Genomic DNA, 24,115 nt, shown 5'->3' with positions numbered 1-24,115 from the left:
GTTCTTTTTATAAGTAAGCTATTACTTATAAAACGCTTCTACAGTGCCTTTTACTTTCATAAGTAATGGCTGACCGCGACGGTCTAGCGCTTTAGGCGCTGCTACTTTAATCCAACCTTCGCTGATGCAGTATTCTTCAACGTCAAAACGCTCTTTACCGTTAAGAGTAATACCGATTTCATGTTCAAATACTTCTTCTACATAAAATTTGCTACGTGGGTTAATAGACAGTTGATTAGGTAATTCTGGTTTGTTTGTATCAGTCATAATAGTGATCTGCGTTGAATTAATTATGCGCTATTGTAGGCAATAGCAGGCTTATGCTCAAGCAAGAGATCAATAAACTAAGCGGCTTTATTATATTTATATTGTGATGTGCTTTTATAGGGCTGTTACATATATTATGAGAAGGGTTAAACAGTCGATGGAAATACAAAAGAGGTTTTATTGATATAAAATTTGGCTGTCACCTTCTTGTCATTAAAATTACCTTTATTAGTAACATCTATTTCCTATAGTGCAGCGGTTGATGTTTTTGAGTTCACACTTTTTAAAATAACCACTACATAACAGGAATTAGGATGAAAATTAAAAAAGTCGCTGCGGCGGTTGGGCTAACATTTATGTTAAGCGCTGCTAGCCATGCAAATGTACTACCACAAAGCCAAATAAATAATAACTGGTATACAAATGCACAAACTACGTTAGCTACTAAAAACACCCAAGCACAAAGTGCACAAGTTACAAAAGCAAAAAACGTGATTTTATTTGTTGGTGACGGCATGGGTATTTCTACCCTAACGGCAGCGCGAATTTTAAAAGGCCAACGAGCAGGCAACCCAGGTGAAGAAGGCTATTTAAGTTTTGAAGAATTTCCATATTCTGCACAAGTTAAAACCTACAACGTAGATGCACAAACTCCCGATTCTGCAGGCACAATGACAGCGATGATCTCAGGTGTTAAAACTGATGTAGGCGTGATTGGTGTAGACGAAGACATTGAACGCGGTGTGTGCTCAACAGTTGCAGGAAACGAGCTTTTAACAGCAACAGAACTGGCTGAAATTAAAGGCCTAGCAACAGGTGTTATTTCTACCGCACGTATTACTCATGCAACGCCAGCGGCAACGTATGCTAAATCGGCAGATCGTAACTGGGAAGATATCTCAGATATGCCCGAGGGCTCAGAAGGCTGTGAAGATATTGCCTCACAGCTAGTTAACTTTGAAAAAAATCTAGAAGCGCGCTTTGTAGGTATTGATGTAGACGGCCTTGATTTTGTAATGGGCGGCGGTCGTCGTCACTTTTTACCAAAAGATGCTGCGGCTAATTCAAGTGACGCAGTGAGCGCTGTTGAAGGTGATCGTACTGATGAGCGCAATCTTGTAACTGAGTGGCAAACACAATATCCAAATGCAACGTACGTTATGGACCAAGCTGGGTTTGATGCTATTGCTGACGATGTAACCCAAGTATTTGGTTTATTTAACGAATCGCACATGCAATACGAAGCCGACCGCAGTAATGACGTGGCAGGTGAGCCTTCACTTACCGACATGACGACTAAAGCGATTGATGTACTGGGTAAAAACGAAAATGGCTTTTTCTTAACGGTTGAGTCGGGCCGAATTGACCACGCACATCATGCGGGTAACGCTTACAACGCACTTAACGACACCATTGAATTTGCCAATGCAGTGCAAGCGGCAATCGATAATACCAACCCAGAAGAAACCCTTATTTTAGTCACTGCCGATCACAGTCACGTATTTACTATTGCTGGTTACCCTAAACGCGGTAACCCAATTTTAGGTCAAGTAGTTGCTGTAGGCCAAACAGTGCCAAGCCTTGCCGCCGACGATATGCCATACACCACGGTAGGTTATGCAAATGGACTGGGTTTTAGAGACTTAGGTGATGAAACTGATGCCGATGCAGCGTACTTAAGCGGCCCAGTCGCTGGGCGTGTTGAGCTAAACGGCGTTGATACAACAACCCCTGGTTTTCACCAAGAAACAACCGTACCACTAGGCTCTGAAACGCATGCTGGTGAAGATATTTCATTGCACGCTAAAGGCCCTGGTGCACAACTTGCTCAAGGTGTAATTGAGCAAAACGTTGTATTTCATCTAATTAACCAAGCACTTGAATTAACTCAGCAATAATGGCGGCGAATATGAAAAAATTAACAGTACTTTCTTTAGCAGTAATGGTCGCGCTAGCGGGTTGTTCAAGTGATGACGATAAAAGTAATAACAACATTATCGCAGTAGATAACGCAATAGCTGTGGGCTCAGCGCAATGTATTAATGGCGGTGTAGAAACGCAAGTGGGCGTAGATACTAACGAAAATGGCCAGCTAGATAGCGACGAAGTTAACTCATCTAACCTAGTGTGTAATGCGCCGGCAACGTCGTTAACTACAGATCAATTAGCTAACCTTACAGGTAACGCATGGTATAGCGACGCGCAAACTAAGTTAGCAGCAACGCAGCAAGCTAATACCGAGGTGGTTACTGAGTCGGGTAAGGCTAAAAACGTGATTTTATTTGTAGGCGACGGCATGGGTATTTCTACCGTTACGGCTGCACGTATTTTAGCTGGCCAGCTTGAGGGCGGCATGGGTGAAGATTATCAACTTAGCTTTGAAACCATGCCTTACTCAGGCTTTGTTAAAACTTATAATGTAGATGCACAAACCCCCGACTCTGCAGGCACAATGACGGCTATGGTGTCAGGTGTTAAAACCGATGTAGGCGTCATTGGTGTAGACGAAGATATTGAGCGCGGCAACTGTTCAACCGTTGCCGGTAACGAACTGGTGTCTTCGCTTGAGCTTGCCGAAATTGCAGGTAAAGCAACCGGCCTTATTTCAACGGCGCGCATTACCCATGCAACGCCAGCGGCAACGTATGCTAAATCGGCTGATCGTAACTGGGAAGATAACTCAGATATGCCAGCAGGTTCAGATGCTTGTGAAGACATTGCATCGCAGCTTGTTAACTTTGAAGCCAACCTAGAAGCACGTTTTGCAGGTATTGATGTAGATGGCATAGACGTAGTAATGGGGGGCGGTCGTCGTCACTTTTTACCAAAAGATGCCGCGGCTAATTCAAGTGATGCAATGAGCGCGGTTGAAGGGGATCGTACAGATGGCCGTAACTTAGTTACCGAATGGCAAACAACTTATCCTAACGGCAACTATGTAATGGATCAAACTGGTTTTGATGCCATTAGCGACGATGCAACAAAGGTATTTGGCTTATTTAACGAATCCCACATGCAATACGAAGCCGACCGCGCAAACGATGTAGCGGGCGAGCCTTCGCTTTCGCAAATGACCGAAAAAGCAATTAACGTGCTTGATAACAACGATAAGGGCTTTTTCTTATCGATAGAAGCGGGACGAATAGACCACGCGCACCACGCAGGCAATGCATATAACGCGCTTAACGATACTATTGAATTTGCTAAAGCCGTTAAAGTGGCGATGGACAGTACTAACCCAGAAGAAACATTAATTGTGGTCACAGCCGATCATAGTCATGTGTTTACCATTGCAGGTTATCCTAAGCGTGGTAACCCAATATTGGGTAAAGTGGTTGGTGTAGGCCAAACCGAGCCAAGCCTTGCCGCCGACGATATGCCTTATACCACCGTAGGTTATACCAATGGTTTAGGTTACAGAGACTTAGGCAATGAAACTAATGCTGACGCCTCTTACTTAGCTGGACCTGTTACAGGACGTGTTGATTTAACAAATGTTGATACAACAACACCAGGTTTTCACCAAGAGTCATTAGTACCTCTTAGTTCAGAAACCCACGCGGGTGAAGATGTAGGTGTATACGCAATGGGTCCTGGCGCTCATTTAGTAACAGGCACTAATGAGCAAAGCTTTTTATTCCATGTAATGGACTTTGCAGCAGATTTTGTAAAAGCGGCGGATGAAAAAGTAGCGCAATAAATCAACTAGCTAAACAAACAGCCCGCATTATGTTGCGGGCTTTTTTGTGTCATACAAATGCCATTATTAAGCGTTATTTTAGAGTCATAAAGTAATGTTTATCTAAGAGATTACCCCAATGAAAAAGCTATTATTTATATTCTCAGCACTGGCCAGCACGAGTGCGCTCGCCCAGCAGTGCGACATTGATGCTGCGCAACTAAAAGCCGACTATAAAATTACCAATCAGCACAAATCGCAGCACAGCACCCAGTCACTTACTCTTTGGCGAAACAATCAGCAGGTGGCGCATCAAAGTGAAACACTAACCGAGCTTTGGCAGCAGCTAAGTAATAACCAGCTTCGTCCTATTCGTTACTTTAATGCCGAACAACGCGGTATTGAGTACCAACCATCGGAGGTACGTGGAGTGCAAAATTGGAGTGCTAAAAGTCAGCTGGTGGATAACCATTTAATTGCAAAAATGACCCTAGTCAGTTCACAAGGTGAGGGTTGTAATGAGGTAAAAAATTACGTGCTTAATGAGGGCGATAACCAATTTAAACTAGCTTTTTTCCCGCAAGCACAATTAGTTAAAACTTTTAGTGTGACCAATAAAAAAGATGATACTCAAACTTTGCTTAGCTTAAATGATGTAAACAGTGATACACCTGCAATTAAGGCTCAGTTTGCAAAATGGGATAACTTTCAAACCACCGATTACGCGGATATTGGCGATAACGAAAGCGATCCATTTTTAGCTAAAATGATTAACCTTGGTTTTATAGAGCACGGCGCCACCGGTTTTTATAACCAGCAAGGCGAGGCTATTCAAGGTGGGCATCATCATTAGCGTTTTTTGGCTTAACCGTGTTTTCGGTTAAGCCATTTTCATAGTCTTTGGCATCACAGGTATTTAAGTTTTGCCGTGCTTGTTTGTCTTGTTGTAATACTTGCTTTAAATCTTCCATACGTTGGCGCACAGCCACACCATAACTGGCATCATCACCCCAAAGTTCGGCTAGTTGCAATACGGCAGCACGGTCGTGATCTCTAAATAACTTACCAGCACGCTCAGCATCTTCTTTACTATTACCAAGCAATTGCAATGATTCTATGGCTAAGTTTATGGCTGAGTCGACGGTTTCGCGGTTAAACGCATCTACTTTTAAATTAAGTAATTGATATGCATGGCGGCGATCTATGGCGCGCGCTACTATTTTTAATTGTGGATAGTTTTTATGCGCCAGCTTAATTATCTCAATGGTTTTATCAGGGTTATCAATTGCAACAACCAGCATTTGTGCTGTGTGCGCGCCTGCGGCTTCAAGCAGTTCTTGGCGTGCCGCATCACCATAAAATACGGTATTACCAAAGCGGCGCAGCAGTTCTATTTGGCTTGGGCTGTGATCAAGTACGGTAATTTCGTAGCCTTGTGCATGTAATAAACGCCCCATTATTTGTCCAAAACGACCGTATCCGGCAATGATCACATGTTTGGCTGTGCTTATTTGTTCTGGTTTATCAAACTCAGGTGCCGTGGTGCTATAGTTGCGCTTTTGAATTTGCTCATACAGCATAAGCAGTAAAGGTGCTATTAGCATGGAAACGGCAACCACAAGGGTAACTAAATTAGTTTGCTCTGGGGTTAAAATACTCAAGGTGGTTGTTACACTAAGCAGCACAAAGGCAAACTCGCCGCCCTGAGCAAGGGCTAAGGTAAATAGAAGTTGTTGTTTACGGCTAATATTAAAAGCAATTGCCAAGGCAAATAAAATACAGGCTTTAATGGTAATTAATAACACCACTAATGCAATCACGGTACTGAATTGGTTAAATAGCAATTCAAAATTAATTGATGCGCCAACCGTGATAAAAAATAATCCCAGTAATAAGCCTTTAAAGGGCTCTATATCGGCTTCTAGCTCGTGTCTAAATTCACTTTCGGCCAATACAACACCGGCTAAAAAAGTACCGAGTGCGGGCGATAACCCAATACTTTGCATCACCAGCGAAATAGCCACCACTAAAAACAATGCAAAAATAGTGAATATTTCACGCATGTGGGTTTGTGCTATGTATCTAAATAATGGTGCCGAAACATATTTACCGCCAGCAATGATAGCGGCAATAACAGCAACAGAAACCCCTACTTGCTGCCAAATAGGCCAGCTAGCAATGATGGAGTCGTTAATGTCTTTTGAGTTACCTTGTGGTGCAAAAGCGAGTAGCGGAAGTAGCGCTAAAATAGGAATAATCGCAATATCTTGAAATAATAAAACCGAAAATGCATTTTGCCCAGCTTCTTGTTTTAGCCAGCCTTTTTCTTCAAGGCTTTGCAGCACAATAGCAGTTGAAGACAGCGCGAGCATTAAACCAATAGCTAAAGCCGTTTGCCAATGCATGGCAAAAAACCAATAACAAAAGGCAAAAATAGCCGCTGCACTTAGTACCACCTGTAATCCGCCAAGCCCTAATATTGAGTGGCGCAGAGTCCACAAACGCGAAGGTTGCAGTTCAAGGCCAACTAAAAATAACATCATCACAACGCCAAATTCGGCAAAGTGCATTACATCAGTTTGGTCGCCTACGACACCTAATGCATATGGGCCTATCAAAATGCCTGCAATTAAATAACCTAGCACAGAGCCAAGTCCAAGTCGTTTTGCTATGGGAACTGCAACAATGGCAGCAGCTAAGTAAATTAAAGCTATTTCTAACACGTGCTTACCTTATTAACGTTGAGATAAATAGCATGGCTTAGGTGCGTATAAAATACAATGAGTTATGTGGATATATGCTGTTATTTGTTGTGTGCGTTTTAAAAACGCACACAACAAGGCTAAATATTACATATGTTTATAATAGCTGATCTTGGATCGTCAGACGCTGAATAAAAAATAGTAATAGGCCAATTATAAGTGTTCTCAACGTTGCTTTCGGTTACCGTCACCTCAAATTTAGCAGTTGCTGGTAGGTCTATAAGCAGTTCGCTATCTAGGTAGGTGCTTCCTGATTTTTGCAAAACGAGTGCCTGAGTTTGGTTAAATTGATATTCAAAACGTGCAGAGGCTAGCAGTGTTTCGGTCATGTTAAAGTTTACGTTAATGGTATCTGGCCCGGTAAACTCAGGACATACAAATACGGTAACCTCCACGCTTTGAAATACGGGTAAACTGTTTTGTTCTAAGTCTATCGTAAAGTTATTTTGGGTAATTGCGGGAGAGTTATAGATGGCATTAGCAAGGCGCGGATCGTTGCTGGTTATAGTAATGTTTTCACCTTCAGCTAAGTTAAGTGTTTCGTTAAACTGACCTGCGCTATTTGTGGTGTACGGCACATTGTTAATTGTGAGTTTGGCATTACTAATTGCGGTTCGTTGCACGTTGGTAATTTGCCCTTTTATGTTGCCCGTTATTTGCGATGAATTAGTAGCTGTAACCGAAAACTGAGTAATGGCTTGGTAGTTGTCAGCATCAGTTACCGTGAAAGTTAAGATATAGTTACCAGTTAGATCGGGTGTTAATTCGGTTATGTTTTGGTTGGTGCTACTTAAACTAGCAGATGAACCTGTTGGTGTAGAGAGCTCCCATTCGTAGCTAAGCGCGGTGCCCTCTGGATCATAGCTTTGGCTTGCATCAAAGTTAACGGTGCTACCAACGGTGCTGTAGCGAGCTTTATCACCGGTATGAATAATAACGGGCTTGGCGTTTTGTGTAACATTAATAGTGAGTGTTTGTGTGTCTGAAAACTGCTCACCATCATTGGTTTTAAGTGAAACAACAACTTGCCCTTCTGCTGGCGCGCTAAGCGTGGGGGCTGAGCTACTTGTACTGCTTAATACAGCTTGATTTGACGACGAAACTATTTCCCAATGGTAACTTAAAACTGCGCCTTCGGGGTCGTAACTGGCTGAGGCATCTAAAGTAACTTGCTCATTAACACTAATTGAAGACTTGTAACTTACTAGAGTAACTGGTTTTTTATTATCCTTTGTATGCAGCACCGAGGTTACTTGTGGTGAGCTGAGTTCACCGTCAGATACAACTAGGGTAACAACGTAATCGCCTTCAACATCAGCAGTAAGCGAAGGGGTAGCCGATGTGCTTTGCTGTAATTGCGCAGTGCTACTTTCAGGTTTTGCTTGCAGTTGCCAGTTGTAAATTAGAGGGTCGCTATCGGGGTCGCTACATTGTAGGCATTGTAGGGTAGTTAATGTATTTAAGGTTATATCAGTTTGCTCTGCAAGAACGGCAATAGGCGCTTTGTTTTCGGTGGTAACGCTTAAGGTTACTTGCGCGGTATCACTTAGATTACCTTCATCGGTTACGCTTAGGGAGATTGTGTACTCACCCAATTCATTCGATGCAAAGCCTGCATTTTTGGCAATTGCATTCGATAAGCTTGGGTCGCTGTTCTCAGGCTTAGAGGTTATTGCCCATTGATAACTTAGCGTGTCGTTTGCATCTGGATCGGTACTTTGTTCACCATTTAATGTTACGAGTTGGTTGGGTGAAAGTGTACTGTTTTGAACTGAAATAACAGCGTTTGGCGCAGAATTTACAGCAAGCTGCTCACTTTTTATAAGTACGTTACTATTAGCGGTATCACCAATTGAGTTAGTAATAGTTAATTTAACGCTGTATTCGCCTAGTTTATCAGCAACAAATTGGCTGTTAACGCGGGTGCTATTTTCAAGTTGTGCAGCGCTTGATGTAGGTGTTTTGATAAATTGCCATTGGTAGCTATTTATTACCGCATTAGTAGCGGTGCTTTGTGCTGCTGTTAATTTAACTACATCACCTTGTTTTACGGTTTGTGTGCTGCCTGCGTTTGCAATGAGCTGTGCGTTTGAGGTAACGGTAATTTGTTTGCTTACTACCGAGCTTGAAATTTTGCCGTCGTTCACAATCAGCTTTAAGGTGTAATTTTGCGCTTGTGCTACCGAAAACGTCACAGTGCGTTGGTTGTTAGTATTAAGCGGTATGTTTTGTTGCTCGTCTGCGCTAAGGAGTTGCCACTGGTATGTGAGTGTATCGCCGTCAGGATCGCTACTATTTGCAGCACTAAAAGTAATGGGTGTATTGGTTTTATATTCTGATTGTTCAGTGCCAATAACAGCCACTGGTTGTGCATTTGTGCTAACTGGGGGAGTGACTTGCTTAGTTTCAGAGCTGCCTGAACCACCACACCCGAGAAGTGTGAGTAAAGTGGGTAATATAATTAAAAGTATCCGTTTCATATTAATATCCTTATAAAATTAAACATTAATATGTACCTAAAAAAGAAATAAAGCAAAAAAAAACAAAGTTTTTTGTCGCTCTTTAGTGATTTGGTTTTTAGTTACTGGTTTAGTTAAGTAAACGCGCTTATTGCGTGTAAAAAATCAACCGAAAACCCACTTAAGTGAACGCATTACTGTTATGGTATCGTTTATATATCGAGCCATATTTTTATTACAGGAATAACCTTTTCTTTATGATTTCGCTAAATAATGTATTTTTTACTCGCCAAGATGGTGGCTTGAAACGACAAATAATTAATGATTTATCGTTAACTATTTTACCCGCTGCACACATTGCCTTACTAGGTGATAGTGGCTCGGGCAAAACAACATTATTAAATTTATTAGCCGGTTTACTGTCTCCAGATGCTGGAACTATTACGGTTAATGAGCAAAAAATTAGTGAATTGAGTGCTAATGAGCTTGCGCTTTATCGGCGTAAAATAGGTATTATTTTTCAGCATTACCAATTACTCAGCCCGTTAAATGTAAAAGACAACATATGCTTTCAAGCAAGGCTTAATGGGTTATCGCCTAGCGACGATGAAGTAAATACGATGGCTAAAAAACTGGGTTTAGAAGGCAAGCTTACAGCAATGCCTGAGCAACTCTCTGGTGGGGAGCAACAACGAGTGGGCATAGGCCGTGCGCTATTAAATAAGCCTAAGTTATTATTGGCTGATGAACCTACGGGTAACCTTGATGCCGCTCGTTCACTCGATATAGTTAGGCTATTAAAAAGCCTGTGCGAAGAGCAGCAAATAATACTTATTATGGTCACTCATAGTCAGCGATTGGCCGACCAGTTTACTACGCAATTGTTTTTAAAAGATGGCCAAATTAATGGCTGAGCTTAAACTTATATTAATAACGTATATGCAGTTTTATCGCCGCCATGTAGGGCTGTTATTACTGTTTTTTATTGGCTTTAGTTTGGGCGCGGCGCTACTTACTGCAATACAGGGCTTAAATTTAGAGGCCGGTAAGCGCTATCAACAAACCACAGCACTAATTGCAAACCCAGTGACGCATTTTGTACGTCCTGTGCTAGGTGAAAACAGGTTGCCCAACAGTATGTGGTCGCGTATTAGGGCGGCTGGCTTTACGCAGGTTCAACCGGTTTTAGAGGGCGTAATTGAAACCAATGAGCAGCAAAAGCTCGCGCTTAGGGGCGTCAATTTATTGCAGTGGCTTACAGAAAATACCGGCGGCTCAGCATCAACAACCAACAAGCGTTATTCTGGGTTTGAACAGTTACTAAATACTGTTTATATCGATCCTAAATTAATACAGCGGCTAAATTTAAAAAACAGCCGTATTAATATAAACATGGGTGATGTCACACGCACTTTAGCTGTAAGCGAATTACAAGGTTTAGGCATGACCATGCTGGTGGACATTAGCCTTGCTGATAAATTACTGCGCGCAAATGGGGTAATTAGTTACTTTGAAGTAAGTGGCTTAAATAATAAACAAGCAGCCCAGTTAAAGGTATTATTAGGCGAGCAAGCACGCCTTGAAGCTGCGCAAGAGCAGGCTTTTGATGCGCTCTCTGAGGCTTTTTTCTTTAATTTACAAGCGCTGGCTTTGTTAGGTTATGTGGTGGGTGCGTTTTTAAGTTTTAATGCAATTAAACTTGCGTACAATGCGCGCGCTCACTTACAGCAGCAAATGTGGGTGCTGGGTTGTCAACGGTCGGCGTTAATTAAAGCGCTGGTTATTGAATTAACGGTGCTTAGTTTTTTTGCTGCGTTATTAGGTGCGTTACTAGGCGCGGCACTGGCAAACACCTTAGTTATGGATGTATCGGCGACTCTGAGAGGGCTCTACCAGCTAGACAGAAGCTTTGTAGTAAGCCTTGATAGCAGCATGGTTGCTAGCGGCTTTTCACTTAATGTTGTTGTTTTGTTGGGGTTTTTGGCCAGCCAATCGGCTCGATTAAGTACTTTTTGTGCGCGTATTAAATGGCTAATGTTTGCGTTAGCTATTTTTGCAGCCAGCTACTTAGCGTTAACGGCAAATACCAAAATAAGTGCCTTATTGCTGTGTGTTTGTGTGCTACTCCTCTTTTTTGTAATTACACCACCGGTAGTTAAAGCCGTTTTTAAACTGCCATGGCCAACACAAAACCCCATTCTTCAGTGGTTAAAAGCCGACAGCCTAGTGCAGTTACCTGCATTACTAAGCTCGGTACTCGCTATTTTAATGGCGATGGGAGCCGCCGTAGGTATGCAAATTATGGTTGGCAGTTTTAGCGACACCTTAGATACACACCTTGAAAAACGCCTAAGCGCTGATTTATACGTAAGGCCCGATCAAAACATTCAAGCGTTAGGGGCTAAGTTGCGTGAACTCCCAGAGGTCGAAAAAGTAGGCGTATATTGGTCAGCTAAAAGTGAGCTTAAAGCACCTAAAAATACGATAGCTGTTGATGTTATGGCATTTGGTGCAACGGCCAGCTACAACCAACACCTTACTTTGTTAAACAATAAAGCACCTACATCTGCAGTATTTGAAAAGAACAAAAATGGGGTTGTGGGTTGCCTAGTGAACGAACCCGCCTTGCTGCAGTACTCGCTTAAAGTAGGTGATGTAATAACCCTAAAACAGCATATTAATACACTAACGTGCCAAGTACGCGCTGCCTATTTTGATTACGGCGAGCAAGGGTTAAATGTTGTTGTAACAACTAATGCATTATTGAATAGCAGCTTAAATTACACCGAGTATGGTTTATCGCTTTGGTTAAAGCCCCATAGTGACGTTGACGCCATAGCCGAATATATTCAAAAACAGCACCAATTAGATAGCCAACAAGTCATTGCTAATCAGCAGTTTAAACGCTTTGCAAAACAGCTATTTGGTAAAACTTTTTATGTTACTCAGGCGCTTAATATATTTATTATGCTGATTGCATTATTTGGCATGTGGGTAAGCTTTTTAACTTTAGGGCGCGGGCAATTACAGCCCATGGCGGTATTACAAACGCTGGGTGTCACCCAACAGCAATTATTGGGAGCAAAAGTACTGCAAGCTGCACTTATTATTTTAACCACCTTGTTATTAGCTATACCACTGGGGCTTAGCCTTGGATGGGTACTATTAACTTACGTCATGCCAATTGCCTTTGGTTGGACCATGGCCATGACCGTTAATTGGCTACAGTTAAGTGGCTTTACGGTGCTTATGTTTATGTTAGCTTTATTTGTGAGCGCGTTACCGCTGATAAAATTAACGCGAAGCGCCGTTGCCGATAATGTTGCCAAGCTATAGGACTTACATGAATAGACTAAAAGTAGCCGTTACCTTTATTTTTATTGGCGCATTAAGCGCGTGCCAGCCCGAAGCAGAGCAAGTAAATCAAAATAAACTAATGCATAGCGGGTTTGCACAACAATTTGGTGAACCTGTAAACAAAAACCAAGGGCTGAGCTTTCCACGTGATCATGGGGCGCATCACCAACAAGGAATTGAATGGTGGTATGTAACGGCTAATTTAAAAGCAGATAATGGCGATACCTTTGGTGTGCAATGGACTTTATTTAGGCTCTCGGTCGATGAGCAAGCCACGGCAACTGATGCGTCGCCATGGTGGAATGGACAGCTTTACTTTGCTCACTTTGCAATACAAACCGATTCACAGCATCAAGCGTTCGAAAAATATGGCAGATCGGGACAAGTAAATATAACAGCGCAGCCATTTGAAGCTCGCCTAGATGATTGGCAGTTAGCAAGTAAGGATGCAACATTTTTACCGCTCAGTTTAAAGGCGCAGCAGGAAAATTACAGTGCTAACCTGGTGCTGGCTAATAGCCCACTTGTAAAACATGGCGAGCAAGGTTATAGCCAAAAGACTCACCAGGGGCATGCCTCTTACTATTATAGCTATCCGTTTTTAGAAGCCCAAGGCGACATCACATTTGCGGGTAAAACTTTTAAAGTAACTGGAGATGCTTGGTTAGACAGAGAGTGGTCTTCGGCGCTAATCGATCCTACCCAAAATGGTTGGGACTGGTTTAGCATTCAGGCTGATGATAAAAAACAGGGGGGCTTAATGGCATTTTGTATTCGTAATGGTCAACAAAGTTATGACTACTGCTGTGCATCGCACATTACGCAAAGTGGAATTGTGCGCGCCATTGCAAATGACGACGTGACCTTACAGGTATTAAAAACATCTGAGCTTACAGCCCAAACAACGCCCAGTAGTAAAACCTACCCAGTTAAGTGGCACCTCAAGGTTAAAGGGTTTGAGCCAATTGTAATTGAAGCACGTAACCCCGATTCACGAAATCAATTGAGCATTCCCTACTGGGAGGGGCGAATTAAAACTCAAGGCGGTTTTAAAGGTAAAGGTTATGCAGAACTAGTTGGTTATTAGCGGGCTATAAAATGGCTTTCAAAAAAAATGCACTTAAGCCAAGGTTAAGTGCATTTTATTAAGGGCTCAGTATATTAGTCTAGCTTTACTGAACCAGAGATATTATCGATGCTAACATCGCCAGAGCCTGCTTCTGTAATTGTTAGCCCTTTAGCATGATTAACGCGAATATCGCCAGAGCCATCTTCAATGGTAACGCTTGCATCAACATGTTCAATGGTTAAGTCGCCCGAGTTATCTTCAACGTCGACAGCGCCATTAATATGTTGTATTGATATGCTTCCCGACCCGTCTTCAACAGTTAATGTACCACGTACATTGCTTACATTCATATCGCCTGAGCCATCATCAATATTTGCATTGCCATTAACGTTATTAATAGTAATGCTGCCCGAACCATCGTTAAGATCTAGATTGCCAGTAATGCTTTGAAGAGAAATATCGCCCGAGCCGTCGTCTATGTTTAGGTTTTTAGCGCCATTGATTGATAAGCTGCCAGAGCCATCTTTTACATCAATATTATTTTTCATGGCGTTAATAGTTATGTCGCCTGAGCCATCATCAATATCTAGCTCAAGATTGTTAGGGACGGTGACCACTAAATTAATGCTTGGCGATTGGCCGCTGTAAAAGCTAATACCATTATTACTTGTATTTTGGGCAACAAGCTTTGCTTTAGTGCCACTTTGATCGAGTGTGAGTTCGTATTCGTCGTCAATATCGGCTGTGTAAATAGTGGCGTCAACATTAATACTGGTTGCTGTTGATGAGCCCATTATTTTAAGTGAACCTGCGCCGCTTAGTACGTCTAGGTATTCAAGATTATTGCTAGGTAGTGTTAGTTGTTGTGTTTGTTTTACCGACGCAACGCTTGGTGAAATATGAAACACGCAGCCACTTAATAATAAAATACCGCTAATTAGTGAAAGTGGTTTAGCAATGGTAGATACAGTTGATGAGCTCATGGTTAGTCCTTTTAGTGTGATGTTATTATTTAATATAACAAGACTAGAGCAAAAATGGGGCCTAAATTTAAGTGTCTGTTTTATAATGAATTTAGTTTTTTGTTGAAAATTAAAAGACTAATTAGTGGTTAAAATTACTAATTATTAATAAAAAGGATGCATAAAGCATCCTTTTCGTTTTAACCGCCAGTTTTAATTATACAAATTAAAAGCTGTAGGTAATGTTACCGTATAAAAAGCGACCATCTAAACTGTATGGTGCATACGGTGTGTATGGAAATATTTGGCTAAAGGTAGAGTAACCAATATTATCGACCGTGGCTTGCGGGTATTGGTCAAATAAGTTGTTGGCACCGAGTGCAAATTTCCACTCATCGTTAGGGCGATACGCAACTTCTAAATCGGTTATCCATTTAGCGTCTAGGTATTCATCGCGATCGGCGGTAGTAGAAATATCGGCAACTTCACCATAACGTGTTGCACGTAACGTTGTTTGCCATTCGTTAAAGTTCCACACTGCCGACAGATTCAGTTTGTTGTCTGGTGTGCCTTCTTCAAAACGACCTACTTCACGGCGTGCAAATACAACGTAGTCGTCACCTAAAGAGTTTAGTTGTTCAGGATTATCGTCAACGTGTGTCACTTCGGTGTCGTTAAAGTTAGCTGCCGCGTTTAATCGCACGTCGCCAAAGTTATCTAACTGTAGTAGGTAAGTTGCAACAATGTCTACGCCTTGCGTGCGTGAGTCGATTGCGTTGGTAAAGTAGCGTACGCTTTCGGTATTTAACTCACCAGCATCCGTTAAAATTTGTTGTACTGCGGCACCGCTTAAGTTTTCAGAGAGCACAATACGGTCATCAATATCAATACGGTAGGCGTCAACCGTTAAGCTAAAGTTACCTTGGGTGTATACAAAGCCAGCTGTTAAATTAACTGAGTCTTCAGCGTCTAACTGTTTTGCGCCAAGGGCTTGTGCTGCTGGTGCATCTGTTGGGAATAGGCCTACTTCAAACGCTTGGTTGTTTTCAAGTACGGTGGAAATTTGGCGATACGAGCTTTGTGCAAGCGATGGGGCGCGGAAACCTGTGCTAATTGCCCCACGTAGCGATAGGTTTTCGTTTACGCTGTAACGTGTTGCAAGCTTTGAGGTAAAGGTGTTACCAAAGTCGCTGTAATCTTCGTAGCGGCTAGCTAAAACCATGTTCCAGTTGTCGGTTAGGTAGGTGTCAAACTCAACAAATAGTGCAACGTTATGGCGGCTTTCATCGGTTACGCTTTCTGGACCAAAACCCGAAAGTACTTGTGCGCCACCGGCAGCAATTGGATTGCCATTGCTATCAAGTGCAGTAATGTAAGAGGATTCTTCACCTTGTTCTATTTTATAACTTTCGTGGCGGTATTCAGCACCTAGAGTAAAAAATACGTCGTCAGGTAACCCTAAATCAAGGGTTGTGCTTGCATCACCATTGACTATAAATTGGTCATAAACTAGTGCGCCGTTATCAAATTCGGTGGGGCTGGTAGCACCTAAAGACGTATTTAAGCTATTCACAACACCAAATGCAAAGTCGTTGCGGCCATAGTTGGTACTTACATCCCATGTCCAGTCACCTGTTCCACCTTCTAGGCCTAGGGCAAATGAGTAGTCTTCAACATCGGTTTCAATTTGCGGTAAAAAACCATCTGGGTAGAGTGCTAATACGTTACGGCTGTCTTGTGCACGGCGGTAAAAACCACCTGAGTTACCTTCTCGTTTTGAGTAGCTACCAAATGAATACAGGTTTAGGCTGTTATCTAGCTCGTAACCCATATTGTAAAATAAAGCATAATCTTCAAGGTCTGCTTTACCAAAACGATGGTTGTAACGGTCAATAGTAAATTCGCGCGGGTCTAGGCTGCCATCGTCAAGGCGGCTGTATTGCTCACGCGGATCAAAACCAGAGCGTTGTGTTGGGCTGTTATCGCGGTATTCAATCGATACATTTACAAAGCCGCTGTCTGATAATGCAAATCCAGAGTTAGCGCTAATAGTGCGTGTTGCGCCATCGCTAATTTCGCGGTCATCACCTAGGTTAAATGCAAGATCGCCGTTTGCATCTGCGTAGGCGCTTTCTAAGTTAGGTGCGCCCGCCATTTGTGTGTCGTATTCACCATAGGTTACGCTTACACTGCCGCCTTCAGAGGCGTCTTTTAAAACAATATTAATCACCCCGGCAATGGCATCTGAGCCGTATTGCGCTGCGGCACCATCGCGTAGTACTTCTACGCGCTTAATGGCTGATGTAGGGATCATGTTTAAATCTACCGCGGTAGAGCCTCTGCCTACAACACCTGCTAAGTTTAAAAGCGCACCAGAGTGACGACGTTTACCATTTATAAGCACTAAAGTGTGATCGGGCGCTAAGCCGCGCAGTACAGCAGGTTTTGCGTGATCTGTTCCATCACCTAAAGTGGCGCTTGGAAAGTTAAAGCTGGGTACCTGGTTAGCAAGAACCTGGCTGATTTCAAGTTGACCTGTGCTTACCATGTCACTGCTAGTAATAATATCTACTGGCACTGAGCTTTGTGCAATACTTCGCAAACTACGGCGAGTCCCTGTTACTGAGATTACTTCGATGTTCTCTTGTGCTTGGGTATCTTGTTCTGCTGCATTAGCTGTAACGAAAGAGCTGCTAAGTGCAGAGGCTACGGCCAAGCTAAGTGCTAATTTATTAGCTGATAAACGCTTAAAAGTCATGAATGTTCCTTAAGAACGTCGTTGTTTTGGTGAGTTTGAAAAAGGAGCGAATCATATAGAAGCGCTCAACTACGTGCAAAGATAAAAACCATCTATGTTATTCACGTTTTTAATAAGTAAGGCCACTGTTTACGTACGTTATAGACGATTAGATCGTTACTGTTGTAATCTTGTAGCGAATGGTGACGAAATCAATAAAAGTAAAAGATAGATTGCAAAAAAGTGATAGGCAGAAAAAAGCCAAGTTAAAAACTTGGCTTAAAAATACGTTTAAATAAGTGCCTAAATAATTACTCAGGGGCTACTTCAAGCGTTGTAAATAAAGCATAACGACCCGAATCTACGCCTTTTTCCTTCACATCAACTTCGGTTGCGGTTTCTATTAAATAGATACCCGGTGCGTTCCATGTTGTTGTAAAAAAGCCGTTTTTATCGGTGGTTACTTTTACTTCGCCACGTTCGTTACGGTAGCGAGTATCGCCTCTTAAAATATTAACTTCAATGCCTTCGCCAGCTGGTTTTCCGTCTTGTAGTAATTGAAAACGTGCTTGCTCACCAACAAATAAGTCATTTGGGTGTGTAGGGCCACTTAGCTCTAAGCCTAAACCTAACAGGGCTGGCTTAGATGTACCGTTGCGGCTTACAAAGGTATCTACTGTTGAAATAACTTTAGTGGTGCGCACGCCTTGAGCGTTGCTAGGTAATTTAGCATCTGTTTTTTTACCAAATACACGTTTGCGTTTACCCTCTTCGTCCTTATAGAAGGTCATGTACATTGGCTTTTGCGTCATAGCAATGTGGTAAGTGCCTTCTTCTTTGAGGCTTACTGCTGCTGAGCTCTTGCGCTTTAAGTAATAAGCACGAATGGTTTCAGATACTTTCTCGCCGTTTGGTGCAAGTGCCATTAATAATGTGTCGTCGTACTCTGCGCCTTTTTCTTTTGGCTTAAAGGCTTTATCTGGTGCAAACATTTCGTTAGAAATACTCGCATCAATCATAACGTAATGCGCTTTATCGCCAGAAAGCGAAGTGTGCGAAGGTAGTAACCAACGGGCATGTGCGCTTGCCGCTGTTGAGACTAGCGCCGATAAACTCAGTGCGCCTATTAATGCAATTTTTGATAAATTAACGTTCATTATTTTTCCTTTAAATTTGAATGATAAGTAGGGGCTACCTAGCGCTTACAGTGATAAAGCTGGTTGTAAATTCGTTTTTACCTTCAATAGTTATTTTCTCTGATTGAGTTAAATCAAGCTCAATACGGCTGTAATCACGGCCACCTTCTTCGCGCACAACTTCAATATTAAGTAGGTATTTACCGGGCGTTACAGGGTTACCGTTTAGATCGTTGCCATCCCAACTAATTGTATATGTGCCGGCACGCTTGGTTGCGCCGCTGACACCATCAAACTGAGCATTACTTTTACCGGCTTTGCGCCACCATTGGCGTAGGTCTTTAAACCATTCCGCTTTTTGTACCCAAAGCGCTAATGTTGTGACGTGTTTACGCTCTGGCGTTTCCAGCCATACAGCAACATAAGGTCGGTGGTAAGGTTGCACGTTTAAATCGGCGAGGGTTAATTCAACTTCTAACCTTGACGATTGTGCATGAGCATTAATTTGAAATAGCGCGGCGACTAACAGCGTGATGCTTAGCCATGGTTTAACTTTAAACATTAAGACACTCCTTTTATTTGTGGCACCCAACACAGGTAAATAACGATAGGTGTTGCTACACCTAATGCGGTTATCCATATTCCTGCTAAGCGTTTTTTTCTATTTTGAAATAAAATAATCATGCCGGTGATGGCAAATAGGATCATCAGCACTGCTGATATATCAATAACCCAGCTCCATACTTCACCGCTGTAACGACCTTTATGTAGGTCGCCAATTACACTTAAAAACCCCCCAGTTTGATAATCGAGTAACAATTCGCCACTAATAAAATCAAACTCTGCGTAGGCGTAGCCTGCAGGTAATGGGTAGTCGAGCATGACCAGTGAATCTTGCTTTTCCCACTCAATGCTTTTTACTTTATTCAGCCCATACTGCTTGGCTAGGTAAGCTTCTATTTGGGGGTAAATAGCAGGTAGGGTGTTTAATTGTGTTTGTGCTTTTGTAAGTAGTTCAGCTGGAATTGCAGCGGTAATTTGGCCGTTGTTTTTATCGTTTTTTAACCAGTCAACGTGGTTTAGCACTATGCCGCTTACACAAAATAAAATAAGTAGAAAAAACAAAGCGGTAGAAATATAGATATGTAAAGCACGACTCGTACTATATAAAGCGCGTTTATTAACAAAGGGCATAAAAGGTGCAAATTTAATTAATTTGTACGGATGATAATGATTTGCATTAGCTGTTACAAATTTATTTACCAAACTTTACACTTTATTTTGCTTATACAGACCCTAGTTTTTAGGTGGAGTTGAGGGCTTAGAAATTAAGTAAGTTAAAACCAGCACTTCAACCACAGCAACTAGGGCAATAACCCAAGCTGGAGGGCTGCTGTATAATAAAAATATAAAGCCTATTAGCATACCTAGACCCGCAGCATATTTTGCCTTTACAGGAACTACTTGATGAGCGCGCCAATGTTGTAATGTTGTGCCAAAGCGAGGGTGGTTTAATAGCCAAGATTCAAGCGCGCTAGATGAGCGAGCAAAACAGGCTAAGGCTAAAATTAAAAACGGCGTGGTTGGCATAACGGGTAGGGCAACACCAATAATGCCGAGTAATACACACAGTAACCCCAGCAATTTAAAGCCGATATTTTTATAATAAATAAAAACGTTTTTTATGTTCACGCCAGCTCTATTTAATAAATTAAACGGTAAAAGGTAAGTTAATTACAGGATAAAATGAAGCTTAAATGGCTTAGTTACATGTTATCAGCTAAGTCATTTAAGGCGATAAAAGGGGTTTTATTATTTTTATACTGCGTTTTATTCTTTAGGAGTTTGAAACAGTGCGCCGACTTCTAAAAGTGGTGAAGCGTCTAGCTTATCAGCATCCATCATTGCGGCAATACGTTGCATTGATGAAAGGAGTAAACTCTGTTCCCATTCAGCAAGTGCTGAAAATTTTTCGATAAAATGCTCTTGTAATGGCTGAGGTGCTTTTTCGAGTAGTTCCTTACCTTGTTCGGTAAGGTATAAGCTGACTCGGCGCTTATCCATTTGACTGCGTACACGTGTTACTAAGTTTTTGCTCTCTATTCGGTCAAGAATATTAGTAACCGTTGCTGGGCTTAAGTTGACGTTTTGCGCAATACGGCTGGCGGTAATACCATCTGTTTGAGACACTTCCTGCATGATAAGCAGTTGTGGCCCTGTTAAACCCGCTGTTTTATTAAGTTGCTTTGAATGTAAGTCAATCGCACGGATCACCTTGCGTAAAGAAACTAGTAACTCGTCATATTTTTGCATTTGTTTGTCTCATGGAAGGCGAATGATTTGCCGTAATCATGAAATGTTACACATCAAATAAATTGAATTCAAATGATATATGTTATTTATGCCAGCTATTATTAGTTTTTATTGACTTTTATTAATTTGATCAGTAATTAAAATAGCATTTATTATCTTTATTTTATTAAATGCTTATAACATTCTATTTGTGAACCTTCCCTAGGTTGAAAGGCAGAGTTGTAAAGCTTTAGTCGTAATTTTACCGTTGATTTTGCATAAGAATATAGTAACTAACTCAATTTAAATAACTATTCTATGTAGCTTATGCTTTAAGCATGCATTATTGTTTGTGTACAAGTAACCTGAACTCAGGTTAAGTATTAAAAATTAGTCTCAGTGTTAAAGGAAATAAAATGCAATTATCACCCTCAGTATGTATTGAGCGTACACATAGCGGTTTAGAATTTATTAGTATTAATAGTCGCCAATGTGAGGCGAAAATATTTTTACAAGGTGGGCAAATAACTGAGTTTACACCCAAAGGTAAATTGCCATTATTGTGGGTGTCTGGGGATGAAACCTTTAGCGAAGGGAAAAGTATTCGCGGCGGCATTCCTATTTGCTGGCCTTGGTTTGGTCAACATGAAAATACAGACTTCCCAGCTCATGGCTTTGCTCGCACACTCGTATGGCAAGCTGATGAAGTGCATGAAACCGAGGACGAAGTTACGGTTAGCCTAAAATTACCCATGAGGCAGGTAGACTCTACCTTTTGGCCGCATCAATCTTCTTTACGGGTTGAGTTTATTTTATCTGAGCAATTAGAGGTGCGTTTAACCACCTGTAATTTAGGCAATGTACCATTTAGCTATTCACAAGCGCTGCATACTTACTTTCCAACACAAGATATTAAGAATACCCGTGTGACAGGCCTGCAAGGGGCACAATATATAGAGTTTGGTCAAGGGCCTCATCAGCAACATGATGTGGTCGACTTTTCCCGTGAAACCGATATGGTTTATACCCAAGCCGCAGCAGTTCAAACAATTGATACTCCTCAAGGGATGATCAGTGTTAGCAGAGAAAACTCGCGCTCGTGCGTGTTATGGAACCCATGGATTGAAAAATCAAAGCGGCTATCAAATTTTGCCGATGATGATTATAAAAGCATGTTATGCCTAGAGGCTGCGAATGTACTTGAAGATGCGGTTACGCTTGAGCCAAAACAAAGCCATACTTTAGTAACAACAATAAAGTGGCTTGGTTAAAGCCAATACGTCCAATGGAGCGAAGCGTGTTTACGAATCAACAAATAACCGACCTACCGCAACATCAAAGCATAGAGTTTGAACCGCTTGCCGATAAAGCATTATTGCATGCACAGTTGAATTGGTTGTTATTTTTTATCCCTTTTTGCCTAGTGCTAGCGGCAGTTTGTTATTTCAATACAGATTTTGCAGCCATGGCGCAAGGTTACTTATTGGTTGCTGTTCCGCTATTAATTTTACTGTGTATGTTATATAGCGTGTTCAGCATAAAATTACAGGGCAGCGCGTTGCGTACCCATGATATTGCTTTTAAAAAAGGCATTATTTGGCAGCAGGTGACAATTTTACCGTTAGCACGAGTGCAGCATATTGAAATACATCGTGGGCCAATAGAGCGAAAACTAGGTTTAGCCAGTTTACGGCTTTACAGCGCAGGTGGTATGAGTGCTGATTTACAAATTAGCGGCCTGACCCACGAAAAGTGCAAAAATATTCGTCAATTTGTACAAAGCTATCGCCACGATGAAACCACAAGCGAGGCTACTGCCAGTGAGTGTTGATGCTACACAAATAACGTCATCTTCACTTAATTGGCAAAAAGTGTCGCCCTGGGCACTGGCTTATTTTGTGATGCATTTTAGTGTGCGGTTTATCAAAGATGGCTTATTTAATTTACTGCCCGTGTTGGTGGTTTTTGTTACCCAAGTAGAAAATAAACTATTTTGGGGGCAAGTTGGGCTCACGATTGCTCTGACTTCATTGCTCGTCTATTGTTTTTTGTATTACCGCAGTTTTCGTTTTTGTATTACTGACGAGCATGAAATTTTACTAAATAAAGGCGTATTTAAAAAAGAGCGACTCACCTTAAAGTTTTCTCGGGTGCAAAATGTAAACATAGCAGAACCCTTTTATTTTACTCCAGTAGGCTTAGTTAATTGCATTTTTGATGCTGCCGGCAGTGTTGCCCAAGAAGCTGTATTGCCTGGAGTAACCAGTGATTATGCCAAGCAAATGCGCAAACAGGTATTTGACTATAAAGCGCAGCAGCAACCATCAACCGAGGAGGCTAATACAGCGCAGCTTCATGCTGAAAATCAGAATGAAAATAGTTTATTCATTTCAAATAAAGAAATAGCTAAGTTTGGTTTAATGTCGAACATGGCAATTTTAGCGCTTGCGGCCATTGCTCCCTTTATAAATGTGGCTATCGATTTTTTAGAGCAGCAGTTTATAACAAAAATAGAGGGTTTTTATCAGCAAGAGCTCGGTATGATGGCTAATGCAGCGGTATTTGCGGTTATTACTTTAATTATTGTGTTGGTATTTATTGCGGTGTTTTTATCGGTGACTATGTCGCTCATTCGCTTTTATAACTATCAGCTTTACTTTAAAAATAATAAATTTAAACGTATTGCAGGGCTGTTAGAGCGCCATCAACTGTCAATTAGTTTAGATAAAGTACAATCTATAGTTATTAAGCAAAACCTAGTTGCCAGGCTATTAAAGCGCTTTACAGTGGAATGTTTGCAAGCCAGCAGCGGCGGTGCTGCAAATATGGCGAAAAAGAATAAACAAACCTTAGTGTTACCTGTGCTCACGCAGGAGCAAGTTGATAATGTGTGTCAGTGGATTTATCCGTGGTTTAACAGTAAAAAGTTGGCATTCAAAGCAGTAGAAAGGGCGTTGCTATATAAAAATATGGTGTTTTATGCCTTGCTACCGAGCGTTGCTTCTGGGTTTTTAGTTAGCTTTATGCAACTTAATATATTAATTTCATTAGCATTATTTTTGGTATTAGCCGCGTTAGTGTTTTTATCATATAAACGTTATGGGTATTACCTTCATCAACAAGATGGGCGTTTTTATATGGTGGTGCGCAAAGGTATGATTGGCGTGCATTACCGAGTATTTGAGCTGTACAAAGCACAAAGCGCTCGCAGTGTGAGCACTTTTTTTATGCGTCGCTCTGGCTTAAAAAGCCTGTATATACAACTTGCTGCAGGCGGTGCGTATGTCCCATATTTAAAACAGCAAGATGCTGACTTCATTATAGATTTTACACTTATGCAGGCTGAGTCAGATTCTCGTAGTTGGATGTAACTTCCCTTGTTGAAAATAACTAAA

At 41.6% G+C, this 24,115-nt stretch carries 19 protein-coding genes; 9 read left to right on the top strand and 10 right to left on the bottom strand.

The genetic code is table 11. The features are described 5' to 3' along the window. Positions 1-21: 21 nt before the first annotated feature. Positions 22-267 carry a DUF3297 family protein gene (locus tag FHG08_RS03375; protein WP_008112798.1) on the bottom strand — a complete coding sequence of 82 codons (246 nt, stop codon included), beginning with the start codon at positions 265-267 and terminating at the stop codon, positions 22-24. 314 nt (positions 268-581) lie between these two features. Here FHG08_RS03375 and FHG08_RS03370 point away from each other — a divergent pair, with 314 nt between their 5' ends. The 3 genes from FHG08_RS03370 (at position 582) to FHG08_RS03360 (ending at position 4,799) form a co-directional block, all read left to right on the top strand. Then, complete coding sequence (locus FHG08_RS03370; RefSeq protein ID WP_138608663.1) at positions 582-2,165, top strand: alkaline phosphatase; 1,584 nt, start codon at positions 582-584, stop codon at positions 2,163-2,165. An 11-nt stretch (positions 2,166-2,176) separates the two neighbouring features. Beyond that, a complete protein-coding gene (locus FHG08_RS03365; RefSeq protein ID WP_138608604.1) occupies positions 2,177-3,967 on the top strand; it encodes an alkaline phosphatase in 1,791 nt (596 codons plus the stop codon). A gap of 118 nt (positions 3,968-4,085) precedes the next feature. After that, on the top strand, positions 4,086-4,799 hold the full coding sequence (locus FHG08_RS03360; protein ID WP_178956787.1) for a hypothetical protein: 714 nt from the start codon (positions 4,086-4,088) through the stop codon (positions 4,797-4,799). Here the strand turns inward: FHG08_RS03360 and FHG08_RS03355 are convergent. Then, complete coding sequence (locus tag FHG08_RS03355) at positions 4,774-6,669, bottom strand: monovalent cation:proton antiporter-2 (CPA2) family protein (protein WP_178956786.1); 1,896 nt, start codon at positions 6,667-6,669, stop codon at positions 4,774-4,776. The two genes, FHG08_RS03360 and FHG08_RS03355, sit on opposite strands and share 26 nt — an antisense overlap. A gap of 119 nt (positions 6,670-6,788) precedes the next feature. Beyond that, positions 6,789-9,188: a PKD domain-containing protein gene (locus tag FHG08_RS03350; RefSeq protein WP_178956785.1), complete on the bottom strand. Its 2,400-nt coding sequence runs from the start codon at positions 9,186-9,188 to the stop codon at positions 6,789-6,791. A gap of 236 nt (positions 9,189-9,424) precedes the next feature. Here FHG08_RS03350 and FHG08_RS03345 point away from each other — a divergent pair, with 236 nt between their 5' ends. From FHG08_RS03345 to FHG08_RS03335, 3 genes are read left to right on the top strand one after another with little or no spacing between them, the layout of a single operon-like run. Next, positions 9,425-10,081, top strand: coding sequence for an ABC transporter ATP-binding protein (locus FHG08_RS03345; protein ID WP_138608611.1), 657 nt, complete (start codon positions 9,425-9,427; stop codon positions 10,079-10,081). Continuing rightward, on the top strand, positions 10,074-12,503 hold the full coding sequence (locus FHG08_RS03340; RefSeq protein WP_178956784.1) for an FtsX-like permease family protein: 2,430 nt from the start codon (positions 10,074-10,076) through the stop codon (positions 12,501-12,503). Before FHG08_RS03345 ends, FHG08_RS03340 begins: the two co-directional genes overlap by 8 nt. 7 nt (positions 12,504-12,510) lie before the next feature. Then, positions 12,511-13,611, top strand: a complete 1,101-nt coding sequence (locus FHG08_RS03335; RefSeq protein ID WP_178956783.1) for a lipocalin-like domain-containing protein — start codon at positions 12,511-12,513, stop codon at positions 13,609-13,611. Between the two features lie 74 nt (positions 13,612-13,685). Here the strand turns inward: FHG08_RS03335 and FHG08_RS03330 are convergent, their stop codons facing one another. From FHG08_RS03330 to FHG08_RS03300, 7 genes are all read right to left on the bottom strand, one after another. Continuing rightward, positions 13,686-14,576 carry a hypothetical protein gene (locus tag FHG08_RS03330; RefSeq protein WP_178956782.1) on the bottom strand — a complete coding sequence of 297 codons (891 nt, stop codon included), beginning with the start codon at positions 14,574-14,576 and terminating at the stop codon, positions 13,686-13,688. 205 nt (positions 14,577-14,781) lie between these two features. After that, the gene (locus FHG08_RS03325; protein WP_178956781.1) at positions 14,782-17,313 is read right to left on the bottom strand and encodes a TonB-dependent siderophore receptor; all 2,532 of its coding nucleotides are present in this window, start codon (positions 17,311-17,313) and stop codon (positions 14,782-14,784) included. A 290-nt stretch (positions 17,314-17,603) separates the two neighbouring features. Beyond that, positions 17,604-18,449: a DUF4198 domain-containing protein gene (locus tag FHG08_RS03320; RefSeq protein ID WP_178956780.1), complete on the bottom strand. Its 846-nt coding sequence runs from the start codon at positions 18,447-18,449 to the stop codon at positions 17,604-17,606. Positions 18,450-18,483: 34 nt separating this feature from the next. Continuing rightward, positions 18,484-18,990 carry a DUF2271 domain-containing protein gene (locus tag FHG08_RS03315; RefSeq protein ID WP_138608633.1) on the bottom strand — a complete coding sequence of 169 codons (507 nt, stop codon included), beginning with the start codon at positions 18,988-18,990 and terminating at the stop codon, positions 18,484-18,486. After that, positions 18,990-19,622 (bottom strand): PepSY-associated TM helix domain-containing protein, encoded by a 633-nt coding sequence (locus FHG08_RS03310; RefSeq protein ID WP_178956876.1) that lies wholly within the window; start codon positions 19,620-19,622, stop codon positions 18,990-18,992. Before FHG08_RS03310 ends, FHG08_RS03315 begins: the two co-directional genes overlap by 1 nt. 102 nt (positions 19,623-19,724) lie before the next feature. Then, positions 19,725-20,120, bottom strand: a complete 396-nt coding sequence (locus FHG08_RS03305) for a YbaN family protein (protein WP_138608635.1) — start codon at positions 20,118-20,120, stop codon at positions 19,725-19,727. Positions 20,121-20,258: 138 nt separating this feature from the next. Beyond that, entirely contained in the window at positions 20,259-20,741 is a 483-nt protein-coding gene (locus tag FHG08_RS03300; protein WP_008112832.1) for a MarR family winged helix-turn-helix transcriptional regulator, read from the bottom strand. Positions 20,742-21,136: 395 nt separating this feature from the next. On the opposite strand from FHG08_RS03300, the gene FHG08_RS03295 reads away from it, so the two are divergent. From FHG08_RS03295 to FHG08_RS03285, 3 genes are read left to right on the top strand one after another with little or no spacing between them, the layout of a single operon-like run. Further along, positions 21,137-21,991, top strand: a complete 855-nt coding sequence (locus FHG08_RS03295; RefSeq protein WP_178956779.1) for a D-hexose-6-phosphate mutarotase — start codon at positions 21,137-21,139, stop codon at positions 21,989-21,991. Between the two features lie 14 nt (positions 21,992-22,005). Further along, the gene (locus FHG08_RS03290) at positions 22,006-22,551 is read left to right on the top strand and encodes a PH domain-containing protein (protein WP_178956875.1); all 546 of its coding nucleotides are present in this window, start codon (positions 22,006-22,008) and stop codon (positions 22,549-22,551) included. Then, on the top strand, positions 22,514-24,091 hold the full coding sequence (locus FHG08_RS03285; protein ID WP_218651574.1) for a PH domain-containing protein: 1,578 nt from the start codon (positions 22,514-22,516) through the stop codon (positions 24,089-24,091). The genes FHG08_RS03290 and FHG08_RS03285 overlap by 38 nt, the downstream gene beginning before the upstream one ends. Positions 24,092-24,115: the final 24 nt, after the last annotated feature.

Source organism: Pseudoalteromonas sp. Scap03 (assembly GCF_013393115.1).
GTDB lineage: Bacteria > Pseudomonadota > Gammaproteobacteria > Enterobacterales > Alteromonadaceae > Pseudoalteromonas.
Note: the sequence above shows the minus strand (reverse complement) of the source record. Positions and strands in the feature narration are given on the sequence as shown.

Excerpts from the sequence above, each read along its gene's own strand:
- FHG08_RS03365 (WP_138608604.1), top strand. The coding sequence starts at position 2,177 with ATGAAAAAATTAACAGTACTTTCTTTAGCAGTAATGGTCGCGCTAGCG.
- FHG08_RS03310 (WP_178956876.1), bottom strand. The coding sequence starts at position 19,622 with ATGCCCTTTGTTAATAAACGCGCTTTATATAGTACGAGTCGTGCTTTA.
- FHG08_RS03330 (WP_178956782.1), bottom strand. The coding sequence starts at position 14,576 with ATGAGCTCATCAACTGTATCTACCATTGCTAAACCACTTTCACTAATT.
- FHG08_RS03285 (WP_218651574.1), top strand. The coding sequence starts at position 22,514 with ATGAAACCACAAGCGAGGCTACTGCCAGTGAGTGTTGATGCTACACAA.
- FHG08_RS03325 (WP_178956781.1), bottom strand. The coding sequence starts at position 17,313 with ATGACTTTTAAGCGTTTATCAGCTAATAAATTAGCACTTAGCTTGGCC.
- FHG08_RS03300 (WP_008112832.1), bottom strand. The coding sequence starts at position 20,741 with ATGCAAAAATATGACGAGTTACTAGTTTCTTTACGCAAGGTGATCCGT.
- FHG08_RS03340 (WP_178956784.1), top strand. The coding sequence starts at position 10,074 with ATGGCTGAGCTTAAACTTATATTAATAACGTATATGCAGTTTTATCGC.
- FHG08_RS03370 (WP_138608663.1), top strand. The coding sequence starts at position 582 with ATGAAAATTAAAAAAGTCGCTGCGGCGGTTGGGCTAACATTTATGTTA.
- FHG08_RS03350 (WP_178956785.1), bottom strand. The coding sequence starts at position 9,188 with ATGAAACGGATACTTTTAATTATATTACCCACTTTACTCACACTTCTC.
- FHG08_RS03290 (WP_178956875.1), top strand. The coding sequence starts at position 22,006 with ATGGAGCGAAGCGTGTTTACGAATCAACAAATAACCGACCTACCGCAA.
- FHG08_RS03345 (WP_138608611.1), top strand. The coding sequence starts at position 9,425 with ATGATTTCGCTAAATAATGTATTTTTTACTCGCCAAGATGGTGGCTTG.
- FHG08_RS03320 (WP_178956780.1), bottom strand. The coding sequence starts at position 18,449 with ATGAACGTTAATTTATCAAAAATTGCATTAATAGGCGCACTGAGTTTA.
- FHG08_RS03295 (WP_178956779.1), top strand. The coding sequence starts at position 21,137 with ATGCAATTATCACCCTCAGTATGTATTGAGCGTACACATAGCGGTTTA.
- FHG08_RS03360 (WP_178956787.1), top strand. The coding sequence starts at position 4,086 with ATGAAAAAGCTATTATTTATATTCTCAGCACTGGCCAGCACGAGTGCG.
- FHG08_RS03335 (WP_178956783.1), top strand. The coding sequence starts at position 12,511 with ATGAATAGACTAAAAGTAGCCGTTACCTTTATTTTTATTGGCGCATTA.
- FHG08_RS03375 (WP_008112798.1), bottom strand. The coding sequence starts at position 267 with ATGACTGATACAAACAAACCAGAATTACCTAATCAACTGTCTATTAAC.
- FHG08_RS03315 (WP_138608633.1), bottom strand. The coding sequence starts at position 18,990 with ATGTTTAAAGTTAAACCATGGCTAAGCATCACGCTGTTAGTCGCCGCG.